The organism is Ruegeria sp. HKCCA4008, assembly GCF_013033125.1.
Classification (GTDB): domain Bacteria; phylum Pseudomonadota; class Alphaproteobacteria; order Rhodobacterales; family Rhodobacteraceae; genus Ruegeria.
The window spans coordinates 576,821-589,877 of sequence record NZ_WQDM01000001.1; the positions used below are offsets into that span (position 1 = coordinate 576,821).

At 60.4% G+C, this 13,057-nt stretch carries 15 protein-coding genes; 8 read left to right on the top strand and 7 right to left on the bottom strand.

Features of this window, described 5'->3' with window-relative positions:
- Window positions 1-93 precede the first annotated feature (93 nt).
- Window positions 94-630, bottom strand: coding sequence for a DUF177 domain-containing protein (locus tag GOW60_RS02885; protein ID WP_171228154.1), 537 nt, complete (start codon window positions 628-630; stop codon window positions 94-96).
- Window positions 631-715: 85 nt separating this feature from the next.
- Here GOW60_RS02885 and GOW60_RS02890 point away from each other — a divergent pair, with 85 nt between their 5' ends.
- The 3 genes from GOW60_RS02890 (at window position 716) to GOW60_RS02900 (ending at window position 3,906) form a co-directional block, all read left to right on the top strand.
- Entirely contained in the window at window positions 716-1,189 is a 474-nt protein-coding gene (locus GOW60_RS02890; protein ID WP_171167760.1) for an outer membrane protein assembly factor BamE, read from the top strand.
- A gap of 84 nt (window positions 1,190-1,273) precedes the next feature.
- Window positions 1,274-2,029 carry a GNAT family N-acetyltransferase gene (locus GOW60_RS02895; protein ID WP_171228155.1) on the top strand — a complete coding sequence of 252 codons (756 nt, stop codon included), beginning with the start codon at window positions 1,274-1,276 and terminating at the stop codon, window positions 2,027-2,029.
- 68 nt (window positions 2,030-2,097) lie between these two features.
- Window positions 2,098-3,906 (top strand): ABC-F family ATP-binding cassette domain-containing protein, encoded by a 1,809-nt coding sequence (locus GOW60_RS02900; RefSeq protein ID WP_254443816.1) that lies wholly within the window; start codon window positions 2,098-2,100, stop codon window positions 3,904-3,906.
- A gap of 153 nt (window positions 3,907-4,059) precedes the next feature.
- On the opposite strand, the gene GOW60_RS02905 is transcribed toward GOW60_RS02900, so the two are convergent.
- From GOW60_RS02905 to GOW60_RS02915, 3 genes are read right to left on the bottom strand one after another with little or no spacing between them, the layout of a single operon-like run.
- Window positions 4,060-4,383 carry a hypothetical protein gene (locus tag GOW60_RS02905; protein ID WP_171228156.1) on the bottom strand — a complete coding sequence of 108 codons (324 nt, stop codon included), beginning with the start codon at window positions 4,381-4,383 and terminating at the stop codon, window positions 4,060-4,062.
- A complete protein-coding gene (locus GOW60_RS02910; protein ID WP_171228157.1) occupies window positions 4,346-4,900 on the bottom strand; it encodes a sugar O-acetyltransferase in 555 nt (184 codons plus the stop codon). Before GOW60_RS02910 ends, GOW60_RS02905 begins: the two co-directional genes overlap by 38 nt.
- A gap of 10 nt (window positions 4,901-4,910) precedes the next feature.
- Window positions 4,911-5,666 (bottom strand): 3-hydroxyacyl-CoA dehydrogenase, encoded by a 756-nt coding sequence (locus tag GOW60_RS02915; RefSeq protein WP_171228158.1) that lies wholly within the window; start codon window positions 5,664-5,666, stop codon window positions 4,911-4,913.
- 222 nt (window positions 5,667-5,888) lie between these two features.
- On the opposite strand from GOW60_RS02915, the gene GOW60_RS02920 reads away from it, so the two are divergent.
- On the top strand, window positions 5,889-6,695 hold the full coding sequence (locus GOW60_RS02920) for a hypothetical protein (protein WP_171228159.1): 807 nt from the start codon (window positions 5,889-5,891) through the stop codon (window positions 6,693-6,695).
- Window positions 6,696-6,769: 74 nt separating this feature from the next.
- Here the strand turns inward: GOW60_RS02920 and tyrS are convergent, their stop codons facing one another.
- Window positions 6,770-8,023: a tyrosine--tRNA ligase gene (tyrS, locus tag GOW60_RS02925; RefSeq protein ID WP_171228160.1), complete on the bottom strand. Its 1,254-nt coding sequence runs from the start codon at window positions 8,021-8,023 to the stop codon at window positions 6,770-6,772.
- 305 nt (window positions 8,024-8,328) lie between these two features.
- On the opposite strand from tyrS, the gene GOW60_RS02930 reads away from it, so the two are divergent.
- The 3 genes from GOW60_RS02930 to GOW60_RS02940 are packed head-to-tail and all read left to right on the top strand — an operon-like array spanning window position 8,329 to window position 10,243.
- Window positions 8,329-9,402: an anhydro-N-acetylmuramic acid kinase gene (locus GOW60_RS02930; protein ID WP_371813326.1), complete on the top strand. Its 1,074-nt coding sequence runs from the start codon at window positions 8,329-8,331 to the stop codon at window positions 9,400-9,402.
- Between the two features lie 45 nt (window positions 9,403-9,447).
- On the top strand, window positions 9,448-9,771 hold the full coding sequence (locus GOW60_RS02935) for a hypothetical protein (RefSeq protein ID WP_171228162.1): 324 nt from the start codon (window positions 9,448-9,450) through the stop codon (window positions 9,769-9,771).
- Between the two features lie 10 nt (window positions 9,772-9,781).
- Window positions 9,782-10,243, top strand: a complete 462-nt coding sequence (locus GOW60_RS02940; RefSeq protein ID WP_152458221.1) for a hypothetical protein — start codon at window positions 9,782-9,784, stop codon at window positions 10,241-10,243.
- Between the two features lie 17 nt (window positions 10,244-10,260).
- On the opposite strand, the gene GOW60_RS02945 is transcribed toward GOW60_RS02940, so the two are convergent.
- Entirely contained in the window at window positions 10,261-11,028 is a 768-nt protein-coding gene (locus GOW60_RS02945; RefSeq protein ID WP_171228163.1) for an extensin family protein, read from the bottom strand.
- 97 nt (window positions 11,029-11,125) lie between these two features.
- Entirely contained in the window at window positions 11,126-11,545 is a 420-nt protein-coding gene (locus GOW60_RS02950; RefSeq protein ID WP_152458219.1) for a cupin domain-containing protein, read from the bottom strand.
- Between the two features lie 85 nt (window positions 11,546-11,630).
- Here GOW60_RS02950 and GOW60_RS02955 point away from each other — a divergent pair, with 85 nt between their 5' ends.
- The gene (locus GOW60_RS02955; protein WP_171228362.1) at window positions 11,631-13,049 is read left to right on the top strand and encodes a YdiU family protein; all 1,419 of its coding nucleotides are present in this window, start codon (window positions 11,631-11,633) and stop codon (window positions 13,047-13,049) included.
- Window positions 13,050-13,057 lie beyond the last annotated feature (8 nt).

Below are 13,057 nucleotides of genomic sequence, written 5' to 3' on the forward strand. Positions count from 1 at the left end.
CCAAAATCCGATGAGCGCGCGAAAATACTGCGATTCTCGGTATGTTCAAGCGATTTTTCTGACCGCCTGCTATGACAGGAAATCTGCGCTCTGTCACTCGTCTTTTTTGAGCGTATCGCGCAATCCCGCCAATCCGGCGAAAGGTTTGGCGTTTTCATCGGTCATCGCCTGTTTTCCGGGTTCGGTATAGTCTGCCTGACCCAGTTCCGCCCCCTCCTTGCGCGGGTATTGCGGAAGAGCCAGCGACAGCGCCTCGACCATCACCAATGCGGGGTCGATTTCCGGGCCCAAGGGCTCGGATTCGTCATCCTGGGGAATTTCGAACTCGGGCTGATCCGGGTCGGTCCAATCGGCCAGAAAGGTGCGGTGCACGGGAATGTCGATCCGGGTCGTGACCGGCTCGAGCGTCACGACACAGGGTTGGATCACGGTTGCACCGAGTTTGCCGTTGAGAACCCAGTCGCGCTTGCCTTGTGCGCGAAGCTCGCCGGAAAAGCTGAGTTTGCGCAGCCCCAGCAGCCCCAGACCCTGCCTGATCTCATCCAATGCGGCGCTTGCGGGGCGCAGTTCAAAGGGTGTCGGGGCGTTCTGGGGCAGGTCAGCCACCCGAAATGATGTAACGTTGCCCATTCGTGAGCCTTTCTATGTGTTGAACCGTGGCAGCGGTTTCTGTAATCGGATAGAAGCCGCAAGAGGCCAAGGCAAGAGGGTGTGCATGTTGAAGGTAGTGAACCGGTTGAAACCAGCGACGAAATCGCTTGTGTTTGTTGCCTGTCTGGCTGCGGCCGGGGCCTGTACGCCGATCTACAAGAATCACGGCTATGTGCCTCCGGCCGAGGAACTGGCCGAAATCAAAGTGGGCGTCGATACGCGCGACAGCGTGGAAGAAGCCATCGGCGCACCGGGTGCGTCCGGGGTCGTGCGGGATTCGGGCTATTACTATGTCCGCTCGCGGGTGCGCCATTACGGCCCGAAACGGCCCGAAGTGGTGGCGCGCGAACTGGTCGCCATCAGTTTTGATCAGCGTGGAGTCGTCAGAAACATCGAGCGTTTTGGCCTGGAAGACGGCATCGTGATTCCGCTTGAACGCCGGGTGACCGATTCCAACGTTCAGGACAAAGGCTTCCTGCGTCAGCTGTTGGGCAATATCGGCAACTTCAACCCGGCCAATATTCCTGGCGCCAACTGATCGCGGCGGAACCTTGCGTTGGTCACAAGGCGGTCACATGTCTTGTGTTAACGGTGTCGTGCCGACACTCGTGGGTCGGCACCCATGGAGGACGCGACCGTGGCGGCGGCAGTTATGTTGAGCAAAGGGCGCTATCACGCCCGTCTGGCGGAATCGGCCGAGGATATCAGGGCCGCACAAAGCCTGCGGACATTGGCATTCGGCACCCGGCAACCGGACATTGACGATTTCGACACGCAATGCAGCCATGTCCTGGTCGAAGATATGCGATCCGCCGGGCAGTTGGTCTGCTGCTTTCGGATGCTGACAATGGAACATGGCGGTGAAATCGGGCGCAGCTATTCAGCACAGTTCTACGACCTGAGCTCGTTGGAAGGGTTCAGTGGCCGCATGGTCGAGATGGGCAGGTTTTGTGTTCATCCGGGCCTGAACGATCCCGACATTCTGCGTGTCGCCTGGGGTGCAATGACGTCCTATGTCGATCAACACGATGTCCAGATGCTGTTTGGATGTTCGTCCTTTGCCGGGACGGAAACCGGGCGATACCTTGATGCCTTTGCGATGCTCAAACATCGCCACCTGGCCCCGAAACGGTGGTTGCCGCAGGTCAAGGCTCCGGACGTGTTCCGTTTTGCCGCACGTCTGCGGCGCCGGCCGGATGCGAAAAAGGCAATGTCGCGCATGCCGCCCCTGTTGCGAACCTATCTGATGATGGGGGGGTGGGTGAGTGACCACGCGGTTGTGGATCGCCACATGAACACGTTGCACGTGTTCACAGGGCTTGAAATCGGGGCGATCCCTCCGGCCCGAAAACGCCTGTTGCGGGCATTGGCCGGTTAAGATGAGTATTTCCGAAAAGGTGAAGACAGGGCGTTGACGCAGTGTGGCCGCCGGTTTAGCTGGCGGGCATGGCGAGAATTCCTTTGTTGCAGATGTCCGGCATATCCCTGACTTTCGGGGGCGAACCGGTGTTTTCCGAACTGGATCTGGTGGTACAGCCCGGTGACCGCGTGGCGCTGGTTGGGCGCAACGGGTCGGGCAAATCCACGCTGATGAAAGTGATGGCCGGCCTTGTCGAAGCTGACCGCGGTGAAATTGTCGTGCCGCCCGGAAAATCCGTAGGCTATATGGAGCAGGACCCGACGATGGAGGGGTTTGCCACCCTGGGCGACTATGCGTCGAGCGGGTTGGAGCCGGGTGAGCTCTACAAGGTTGAACGGGCGGGTGCGGGGCTGAAATTCGATCCTGCGCGCCCAGTTGAGACTGCTTCGGGTGGTGAGCGGCGGCGGGCGGCATTGGCCAAGCTGATGGCCGAGGCACCGGATCTGATGCTGCTGGACGAACCGACCAACCATCTGGATATCGAAGCCATCGCGTGGCTGGAGCGCGAGCTTGGGTCGACCCGAGCGGCGTTTGTGTTGATCTCGCACGACCGGGCCTTTTTGCGGGCACTGACGCGGGCGACACTGTGGATTGATCGGGGCGCTGTCCGACGGCAGGAGCAAGGGTTTGACGCGTTCGAAGCCTGGCGGGACAAGATCTGGGAAGAAGAAGACCAGCAGCGCCACAAGCTGAACCGTCTGATCAAGTCCGAGGCCAAATGGGCGGTCGAGGGTATCAGCGCGCGGCGCAAACGCAATCAGGGCCGGGTGCGGGCCCTACAGGCGCTGCGGGCCGAAAAGGCGGCACAGATCAAGCGTCAGGGTTCCGCTGCGATGACGCTGGAGGCCGGGCCAAAATCGGGCCGCAAGGTGATCGAGGCCAAAGGGCTGGCCAAAGGGTTCGGCGACAAGCAGATCGTTCGGAATTTTGATCTGCTGGTGCAGCGCGGTGATCGTGTGGCCTTTGTCGGGCCGAACGGGGTCGGCAAGACGACCTTGCTGAAGATGCTTCTGGGGCAGGTGGCGCCGGACAAAGGTTCGGTGTCGCTGGGTACCAATCTTGAGGTCGCGGTGTTCGATCAGTCCCGGGCGCAACTGGACCCCGAGATGAGCTTGTGGGACAGCCTGACCGGCGACCCGGACATGCGGGTTTCCGGCAAGGCCGATCAGGTGATGGTTGGCGGGCAGCCCAAACATGTCGTGGGCTATCTCAAGGAATTCTTGTTTGACGAGCGGCAGGCAAGAGCGGCTGTCAAATCCTTGTCGGGTGGGGAAAAGGCACGGTTGCTGCTGGCCAAGTTGATGGCAAAATCTTCCAATCTTCTGGTACTTGACGAACCGACCAACGATCTGGATGTCGAAACGCTGGATCTGTTGCAGGAGTTGTTGGACGACTACGACGGTACGGTTCTGCTGGTCAGCCACGACCGGGATTTTCTGGACCGCGTTGCAACGACGACCATCGCAATGGAAGGCAACGGGCGGGCGACCGTCTATGCCGGCGGCTGGTCCGACTATATTGCGCAGCGGGGCGAAGTTCCTGAGAAAAAAGGCAGCAAAACAAAGCTTTACAAGCCGAAGGTGAAGCAGGAGGCAAAAGCCAGGTCGGGATTGTCCTTTTCCGAAAAGCACCGGCTGGAAAAGCTGCCGGCCGAGATAGAACGGCTGGAGGCCGAGATTGCAAAGCTCGAAGAACTGATGTCCGACCCCGAGCTGTTTACCCGCGAGCCGGTCAAGTTCCAGAAAGCGACCGAGGCGCTTGTCGAACGGCAAGACAAGTTGTCGGCGGCCGAAGAGGAATGGCTGACACTGGAAGAGAAAGCCCAGGCTGAGTAGACGCCAACTGCGCCCGCCTTATCAGACGGCGTGGAAAAAGCTGCTTAAAAACCGGAGTTCGCCTGTTGCTTCGGTTTTGCCGGGGACTGGATCAGCGGATCCGAGTCAATTCGTTCAGCTTGCTTCGGCTGCGACCCCGTCGAGCACATTTATTCAAGTGGTGAGGTGAAGCGCCTTCAAATGCGTCTGCGACGGTTCGCGGCTGTTCCAAATTGCATGGAAGGCAACGACACCGGGATGTGCCGCAACCACATGCGGGTCGTTTTGGGTGCATTCTTCTTCGGCATAGGCGATGTCTCTTTCGAGTTCGGCGCAGTCGAAATCCACCTTGCCCGGGCGCGCGCCCCTTGGGGACACGTTGACCCGGCGCGGCTTGATCAAAAAAAACAGGCGCTGCGCCTCGTGAACAAGGCCCTGGCGGATTGGGGGAAGAGCAGGGTTATCGGTGGGCGCGTATAGGCCGGGCAGGGTTTCCAACGACGGTCTCGCCGGGGGTAACGTCTTTTGTCACCACACTGCCGGCTCCGATGATGGCATTGTCGCCGATCGTAACGCCCGGCATGATGATCGCGGCCCCGCCGATCCAGACGTTTTCGCCGATCCTGACCGGGTGGGCGACTTCGAGCCCCCGCGCGCGCAAGGCAGGATCTTTCGCGTGTTCGGCGCAATAGATTTGCACCGCAGGTCCAAGCATCGTGTCATTCCCAATCGTCACCGGCGCGGTGTCGAGCACGACACAGCCTGCGTTGAAAAACACGCGGTCTCCCAACGACAGGTTTATTCCGTAGGCACAGTGAAACGGAGCCTCGAGAAAGCAATCCCGTCCAACTCCCGCAAAAAGCGCTGCCAGTTCCGGCGCAATGGTCCCACGGGCATCCGGCGGGCATGTGTTATGGGCATGAACGGCCCGGCGCGCTTCGGCGCGAAGCGCATCCAGTTCCGGGTCAAGGCAGCAGTACCACTCACCCGCTTCCATTTTCTGCCGCTCGGTCATGAGCCCCGGTTTAGCGCATACGCAGGGCACCGTCGATGCGGATGACCTCACCGTTCAGATAGCCCATCTCGACGATGAAGCCGGCCAGTCTTCCGTATTCTTGCGGATCGCCAAGGCGGGCGGGGTTCGGGACGTCGGCGGCAAGCTGTTGTTGCACCTCTTCGGGCAGGCCCGCCAGCATCGGGGTCATGAAAATGCCCGGCGCGATGGTCATGACGCGAATGCCGGTCGAGGCCAGGTCGCGGGCCATCGGCAGCGTCATGCCCACGACACCGCCTTTCGAGGCCGCATAGGCCGCCTGACCCTTTTGCCCGTCAAACGCAGCGATCGAGGCGGTGTTGATGATCACCCCGCGTGCCCCATCTGGTTCGGGTTCATTTTTTGCCATTTCGACAGCGGCCAGCCGGGACACGTTGAAGGTGCCAACCAGATTGATGTCGATCGTACGCTGGAAAGCATCCAGAGGGTGAGGGCCATCCTTGCCGACAGTCTTGATACCATAGGCGATACCGGCGCAACTCACCGTGGCCGTGATCTTGCCCATCTTGTCCATGCCATGGCGCACGGCTGCGGCCACCGACTCTTCGTCGGTCACATCCGTCTGCACGAAATGCCCGCCAATCTCAGCGGCGACCTGTGCGCCGCGATCCGCATCACGATCCAGAATGGTGACCTGCGCGCCTTCCGAGGCGAAGTGGCGTGCCGTGGCTTCGCCCAGACCGGATGCGCCTCCGGTGATGAGGGCGGCAGTGGTGGACAGGTGCATGGTGAACTCCTCCCAAGGATATGAACACTTGTTCAATAACTGCATTTTGGGGTCAGTGTCCACAAATTTGAGAAAGCAGGATCCTGGTTGGCGGGTAAGGTCCTTGGCCCCGATGTTTCGGCCGATCCTCAACAATACTTAATGCCGACTTCACGAAAACGCGCCTGTTCGTGAGCGAAGAACGCGGCGCCTTTGTGTGTTTTTCCGCCAGGAGGATCTGTTATGGTAATAAGTACGAAACACATGCTGGGTGCAGTTGTCGCTGTGCCTATTATTGGAATGGTGATGGTTGGCGATGCTGTTGCCGCACCGGAAACCTGCAACTGGAAAACGGCTCGGACTCTTGCCAACGCGGGGGACTATGCCGGGTTGTGCGATTGTGTGCAGGTAACCCCGAGTTTTCTGGACAGGCTTCAAAAGCGGGCCGACTTTGAAACAACCTTGAGTGTAACCGGGGCGCAATGCCCGGGGCTGGCCGCGTTGCTGACGGATTTGCCGACGGCAAACCTGTCTGGTTCAGCGGAAAACCGGGGTGAAAGCCGCGGCTCTGAACCCGGTGGGTCTGGATTCGCCGATGCTGGTGGAGCTGTCGGAGGCGGTGACAGTGGCCCCGGCGGTGCGTCTGAAGAAAGCGAAAACAATGGTGGCGGCCAGTCCGGCGGCGGCGGTGAAACCGGTGGCGGTGGTGAATCCGGTGGCGGCGGTGAATCTGGTGGTAGCGGTGAATCTGGCGGCGGAGGTGAGTCCGGTGGCGGAGGTGAGTCCGGTGGCGGCGGTGAATCTGGCGGCGGAGGTGAATCCGGCGGTGGAGGTGAGTCCGGCGGCGGAGGTGAATCCGGTGGCGGAGGTGAATCCGGTGGCGGTGAAGGCAAAGGCGAAGGTAAAGGCGGCAAGGGTAAAGGTGGTGGCAAGGGCAACAACGGCCATGGCAATGGCGGTGAAGGCAGCAGCCCGGGCCGCGGTCATAACGCCAACAATGACGAAAGTGGCGACCGGCCCGGTCGTGGCGGCGGAAAAGAACGCAGATAAGCACGGCTTACCGAATGAAAACGGCCACCCGTTTGGGTGGCCGTTGCAGTTTCGTGTCTTTCAACCTTGCCGGGTCAGCCCAGTTGAACCAGCGCGTGGCGCTTTTTGCCTGCGCTCAGCTTGATCGGCGAAGACAGGGCGTTTGCGTCGATCATCAGCCCGGCATCGGTCAGCGGCGCGTCGTCCAGCTTGGCACCGTTTTCGGCGATCAGGCGCTTGGCCTCTTTGCCGGATTTGGCGAGGCCGGATTTGACGATGATCTGCACGATGGACATGCCGTCACCCAGTTCGGCCTCGCTGAGGGTCAGAGTCGGAAGATCCCCGCCCACGCCACCCTTTTCGAAGACTTCGCGCGCGGTGGCTTCGGCGTTCGCCGCGGCCTGCGCACCATGGGCCAGAGTCGTCACCTCGTTGGCAAGACGGATCTTGGCCTCGTTGATCTCGGATCCTTGCAGCGCGCCCAGACGATCGCACTCGTCCACCGGCATTTCGGTGTAAAGCTTCAGGAACCGCCCAACATCAGCGTCGGTGGTATTGCGCCAGAACTGCCAGAACTCGTAGGGCGAGCGCATGTCTGCGTTCAGCCAAACCGCGCCGTCCTGAGATTTACCCATTTTCTTGCCGTCGCTGGTGGTCAGCAGGGGCGAGGTCAGTCCATAGATCTCGTGATCCAGCACGCGGCGGGTCAGGTCGATCCCGTTGACGATATTGCCCCACTGGTCGCTGCCGCCCATCTGAAGCAAGCAGCCATAGCGTCGGTTCAGCTCAAGGAAGTCATAGGCCTGTAGAATCATGTAGTTGAATTCGAGAAAGGACAGTGATTGTTCACGGTCCAGTCGGGATTTCACCGATTCAAAGCTCAGCATCCGGTTGACCGAGAAATGACGCCCGATGTCGCGCAGGAAATCGAGGTAGTTCAGGTCGTCCAGCCACTCGGCATTGTTCAGCATCAACGCTTTGTTCTCGGCCTCTGTGTCATAGTCGACATAAGCCGAGAACACCTTTTTGATGCCCGCGATGTTTTCGTCGATCTGTTCGGGTCCCAGCAGCGGGCGTTCATCGGCGCGGAAGGATGGATCGCCCACCTTGGTGGTACCGCCGCCCATCAGGGTGATCGGCTGGTGGCCGGTTTTCTGGAACCAGCGCAGCATCATGATCTGGATCAGGCTGCCCACATGCAACGACTTGGCCGTTGCATCAAAGCCGATATAGGCCGGTTTGCACCCACTGATCAGCGCGTCGTCAAGGCCCTGATAATCGGTGCAGTCGGCGAGAAAGCCGCGCTCGATCATCGTGGCGATGAAATCCGATTTGGGGTGGTAGGTCATATCGTGCCCTTTGGGTTAATGTTGCGGGGCACTGTATAGGCGGCAGCGCGTGGGAGGAAAAGCCACCTTTTCACCTCGGGCGCGGGGTGCGGTCGAGGGTGTCGATCCAGACACGCGCGCTGAGAAAAAAATTGCCGGGCCGGTCCGGAACGCTTGCCTTTTCGCCCCAACAGAAGGCACGTTGACCGGGCTGCAACCCAAAGGTGAAATTCCGGACCCGGAGGCGGCGAAAGACACAGCCAATTCAGGAGGCAGGCTTGGGCCAGACCATCGCGAAATACGGAAAGCTCCGGGCTTTGGGCGCAATGTCCGGCACATCCATGGACGGGGTTGATGCCGCGGTGGTGGAAACCGACGGGCATTCGATTTACGGGTTTGGGGAAAGTGGATACCGCGCGTATTCGGATGCGGAACGCGACGTGTTGCGGGCAGCAATGGGCCAGTGGCACGGACCCCAGGTCGATGCGGCGGCAGAGATGGTGACAATCGCCCATGCCGAAGCACTGTCCGAGTTCGAGGATGTGGATCTGATCGGTTTTCACGGACAGACGCTGTCGCATGAGCCGCGCGGGCGCGGGACCTTGCAGGTCGGTGACGGGCTGGGGCTGACGCAGGCCCTTGGGCGCCCGGTGGTCTGGGATTTCCGCAGCGACGATGTGGCGATGGGGGGCGAGGGGGCTCCGCTTGCGCCCTTCTTTCATTTCGCCTGTGCCAAATGGTTCGGTGCGGACCGGCCGCTATGTTTCCTGAACCTGGGCGGGGTCGGCAACCTGACCTATGTGGATCCGGCGTTCGAAGGCCCCGAAGCGCCCGGAGCGTTGCTGGCCTTTGATACAGGCCCGGCCAATGCGCCGGTCGATGATCTGATGCAGGCCCGGCTGGGGCTTCCGATGGACCGTGACGGGGCGCTTGCGCGCGATGGAACGGTGGAAATGGGCGCGCTGGAGCTGTTTCTGGCCGAGCCGTATTTTTCCCGCATGCCGCCGAAATCCCTGGACCGGAACGATTTTTCGGAAATGATCGGTTTGGTCAAGGAGCTCAATGACGCTGACGCGGTGGCGACTCTGACCGGTATGTGCGCCGCAGCTGTGGTGCAGGGGATGGAGCACTGTCCGAAACCTCCGTCCTGTGTGTTGGTCACCGGGGGCGGCAGGCGCAACCCGGTGCTGATGGAGATGTTGCGCGTGTCGCTGGATTGCCCGGTCGAACCGGTTGAGGCGGTGGGGCTGGACGGCGACATGCTTGAGGCGCAGGCGTTTGCCTATCTGGCGGTGCGCGTCGCGCGGGGGTTGCCGACCTCTTGTCCCGGAACCACCGGCGTAAAGGCGCTTGTTGGTGGCGGGGTCGTCAGTACGGTGTCGATGGACCCGGTCGGATAACCCGATCCGGAAAACAGTTCAAAAAAACAACTCTTTGTGCGACGATTGCCCAGACCGATGGATCAGGGGCATGGCAGTATGGCGACCAAGGCAGAGCTTGAGGCCGAGTTGGAGAAGTTGCGAAAGCGGAATGCGACGTTGGAGGCGCAGACCGAAAAGGAAACGGGTTCCGAAGATCCGCCTGAGGGCACCAAATCGTCGGATGAAATCCGGCAGCTGCTGGAAGACCACGGGATCGACCTGAGCCAGGTTCAGTCCTTGGGGCATGACGTTGTCGAGGAGTTCGGTCGGCTTCAGAAAGACTATCCGATCACGGCGTTGCTGATTGCGTTTTCGCTTGGGTACGTCGTCGGGCGCGCGCAGGGCTAGGAGGCAGGGTATGAGCAGACTGAGCAAGAACCTGGTTACGATCTATCGGACCGAACGTTTGATTGCGCGCCGCCGTCTTGGGGTGGTGCAGCAACAGACCATACTGATGGGCATCGCGGGCATCGCGGCATTGTCGGCGGTAGTGCTTTTGAATGTTTCCATGTTCTTGGCGTTTCAAAGCTCGATGTCACCAGCATCGGCGGCGGCGCTGTTGGCCTTTGGAAACATCGTTTTCGCCGGGCTTATGGTGCTGATTGCAAGACGCCGAAATATCGACGACGAAGTCGCACCGGCCGTCGAGGTGCGCGATATGGCCATAGCAGATATTGAAGACGAATTGGAGGAGATGACCGCAGAGGCCAAAGAGGTCGTGCAGGCGGTTAAGAGCATTGGATCGAACCCTTTGGGATCGGCAGCGACGCTGCTGGTGCCGCTGATCAATTTGTTGATCAAAAGCCGAAGCGACAAATAGAGGCGCAACCCGAAGGTTCATCGACACACCGGAGCGCCCTTGCGGCGGGCCGTGTCAAAATGGAAATGCCCGACGTGATAGCGGTCGGCGTCCGGGCCAAGCACGGTTCCGAATATGCCGCAGGCGCCTTCGTGCAACTCTCGCAAGACAGCGCCTTGCGCGTTGTTCCATCCGTCCCGGACCGTGATCTGTGTTCCGTCCTTTAGAACAAAGGTCGATATGTCGATCGCCCTTCCGCGCGCATGTTCCGAGATGCGTGAACGCGGCTGGTTGTTCTGGGTCTTGCAGGCATAGTGGCCAACGATCCGCATCCCCTTCAGCCCGCCGCCCATATCGGCAAAGGCTGGCTTGGCCGTGTTTTCGATCCACGTTTTCAGCGTGACCGCTGTCTGGCAGTCCATTAATGAGAATTGGCTGAGTGCGATATCAGATATTTTGTAAACCCGAACCGGGTTCGTGATCCCGCATCCGCGGGCCTTTCCGGCGACGGGCTTGCGTGTTTCGCCCAGAATGGTCCAGTCGCCGCACACGGCGCCCCGCGCCTGCATTCGTTCACGGCCGACTTCGAATTGCCGAAACTTGCAGGGTCGCAGGGCAGGACGCCTGGAAACCAGCACCGCAGGATCGACTGTCACGGTCGCGTCAGCATCTTCAACCGTTTCTTCCCCGATCAGCTCTGGCCCGGTCAGATCGGATGCAAGACGGGCCTCGGCGCAAGCGGGCTCTGCGCTGGCGAATGCCGCGCTTTGACACAAGAACAAGACAGTCAGCAGGACCTGCTTCATTCTTACTCGTTACTCCGTCGCCTGTGGCTGCGTGTACAGCATGATCAATGGGCAACCGTCTGTAAACTCACCTTTTCAGAGATTGTTATGTGAACACTCACGCCTTGGGGATATCGAAGCCCGTTGCGGCCAGTTCGAACCCCTCGAACTGGAAACCGGGCGAGACCGTACAACTGACCAGCGTGTAATCACCCGTGCTGCGGGCGGCTTGCCAATGGCCTTGTGGGACGATCAATTGTGGTGCGCCAGAGGAAAGATCAGGTGTCAGCACATGTTCGGTGGCGGGGCCTTGGTCGGTTGAACTGAGCGACAGGACAAGCGGTGCACCGGCATGGTACAGCCAGATCTCGGTTGCATCGACGCGGTGCCAGTGGCTGCTTTCGCCTTTCTGCAACAGGAAGTAGATGCAGGTGCCGGTGGGGCGACCTTCGTTTTCGGCGCGCCATGTCTCGGCGTACCAACCACCTTCGGGATGCCGTTGCAGGTTCAAGCGTTCGATAATCTCTTGTGCGGTCATGTGGTTCCTCGTGTTTGGGTGCGATTATGCACGGGCCGGTGTGATCCGCTATGGTATTCATGCGTCCGAGGGATATGTTTACGACATGACCCTGAAAATCCCCTTCGATAACTCTTATGCCCGTCTGCCGGATGCGTTCTTTGCACGGCAGTCACCGGTTCCCGTGCGCGCGCCAAGGATGATTGCGTTCAACGGTGATCTGGCCAGGTTGCTGCGGATTTCACCCGGTGACGTCGAGGACATGGCCGAAGCCTTTGCGGGAAACAGTATTCCCGAAGGTGCCGAGCCAATAGCACAGCTTTATTCCGGGCATCAGTTCGGGCAGTACAACCCGCAGTTAGGCGACGGACGTGCGGTGTTGCTGGGCGAGACGGTCGGAAAGGACGGGGTGCGCCGGGACATCCAGCTGAAAGGTTCGGGCCCTACGCCGTTTTCCCGCCGGGGCGATGGCCGGGCCTGGCTGGGGCCGGTGCTGCGGGAATATGTGGTGTCCGAGGCGATGCATGCTCTGGGCATTCCGACCACACGCGCCTTGGCAGCGGTGGAAACCGGCGAGACCGTCTTTCGCGAGGGCCCGATGCCCGGAGCGGTTCTGACCCGGGTTGCATCCAGTCATCTGCGGGTGGGGACCTTTCAGGTGTTTGCAGCGCGTGGGCAGATGGACAGCCTGAAGCGCCTGACGGACTATGCCATTGCGCGGCATTATCCCAAGGCAGAAGGGCCGATGGGCCTGTTGCGTTCGGTGCGCGATGCGCAGGCCGGTTTGATTGCACAATGGATGAGCGTTGGGTTCATCCATGGCGTGATGAATACCGACAACTGCTCGATCGCGGGTGAGACCATTGACTATGGCCCATGTGCGTTCATGGACACGTATCACCCCAACACCGTCTACAGCTCGATCGACCGGATGGGTCGTTATGCCTATTCGAACCAGCCCGATATCGCGGTGTGGAACCTCGCGCAGTTGGCAACGGCCTTGATCCAGCAGATGGACGACAAAGAGGCCGCTGTGGAAGAGGCGACCGAGATCGTCCACGCGATGCCGGACCTGCTGCAACAGAACTGGTTGTCCCGGTTCCGGGCGAAGATCGGACTGGCAACCGCAGACGAGGGCGATCAGGAACTGATCACCGATCTTCTGAAGCGCATGGCCGAGGGGCAGGCGGATTTCACCAATACCTTCCGGGCGCTGGGCGGCGGCACGGCGCGGGATCAGTTCCTTGACCCGGCAGCGTTTGACACCTGCGAAAAAGACTGGCGCGCACGGTTGGCGCACGAAGCGACGCCACAGGAGGTGATGGCCGCCGCAAACCCTGCATTCATTCCGCGCAATCACCGGATCGAACAGATGATCCAGGCGGCGGTGCAGGGCGACTATGCGCCCTTCGACCGGTTGAACGCTGTGTTGGCACGACCGTACGAGGATCAGGGGGATGCGGAAGACCTGAGGCGTCCTCCGGCCGAAAATGAGGTGGTCCATGCAACATTCTGCGGGACGTGACGCGAGGC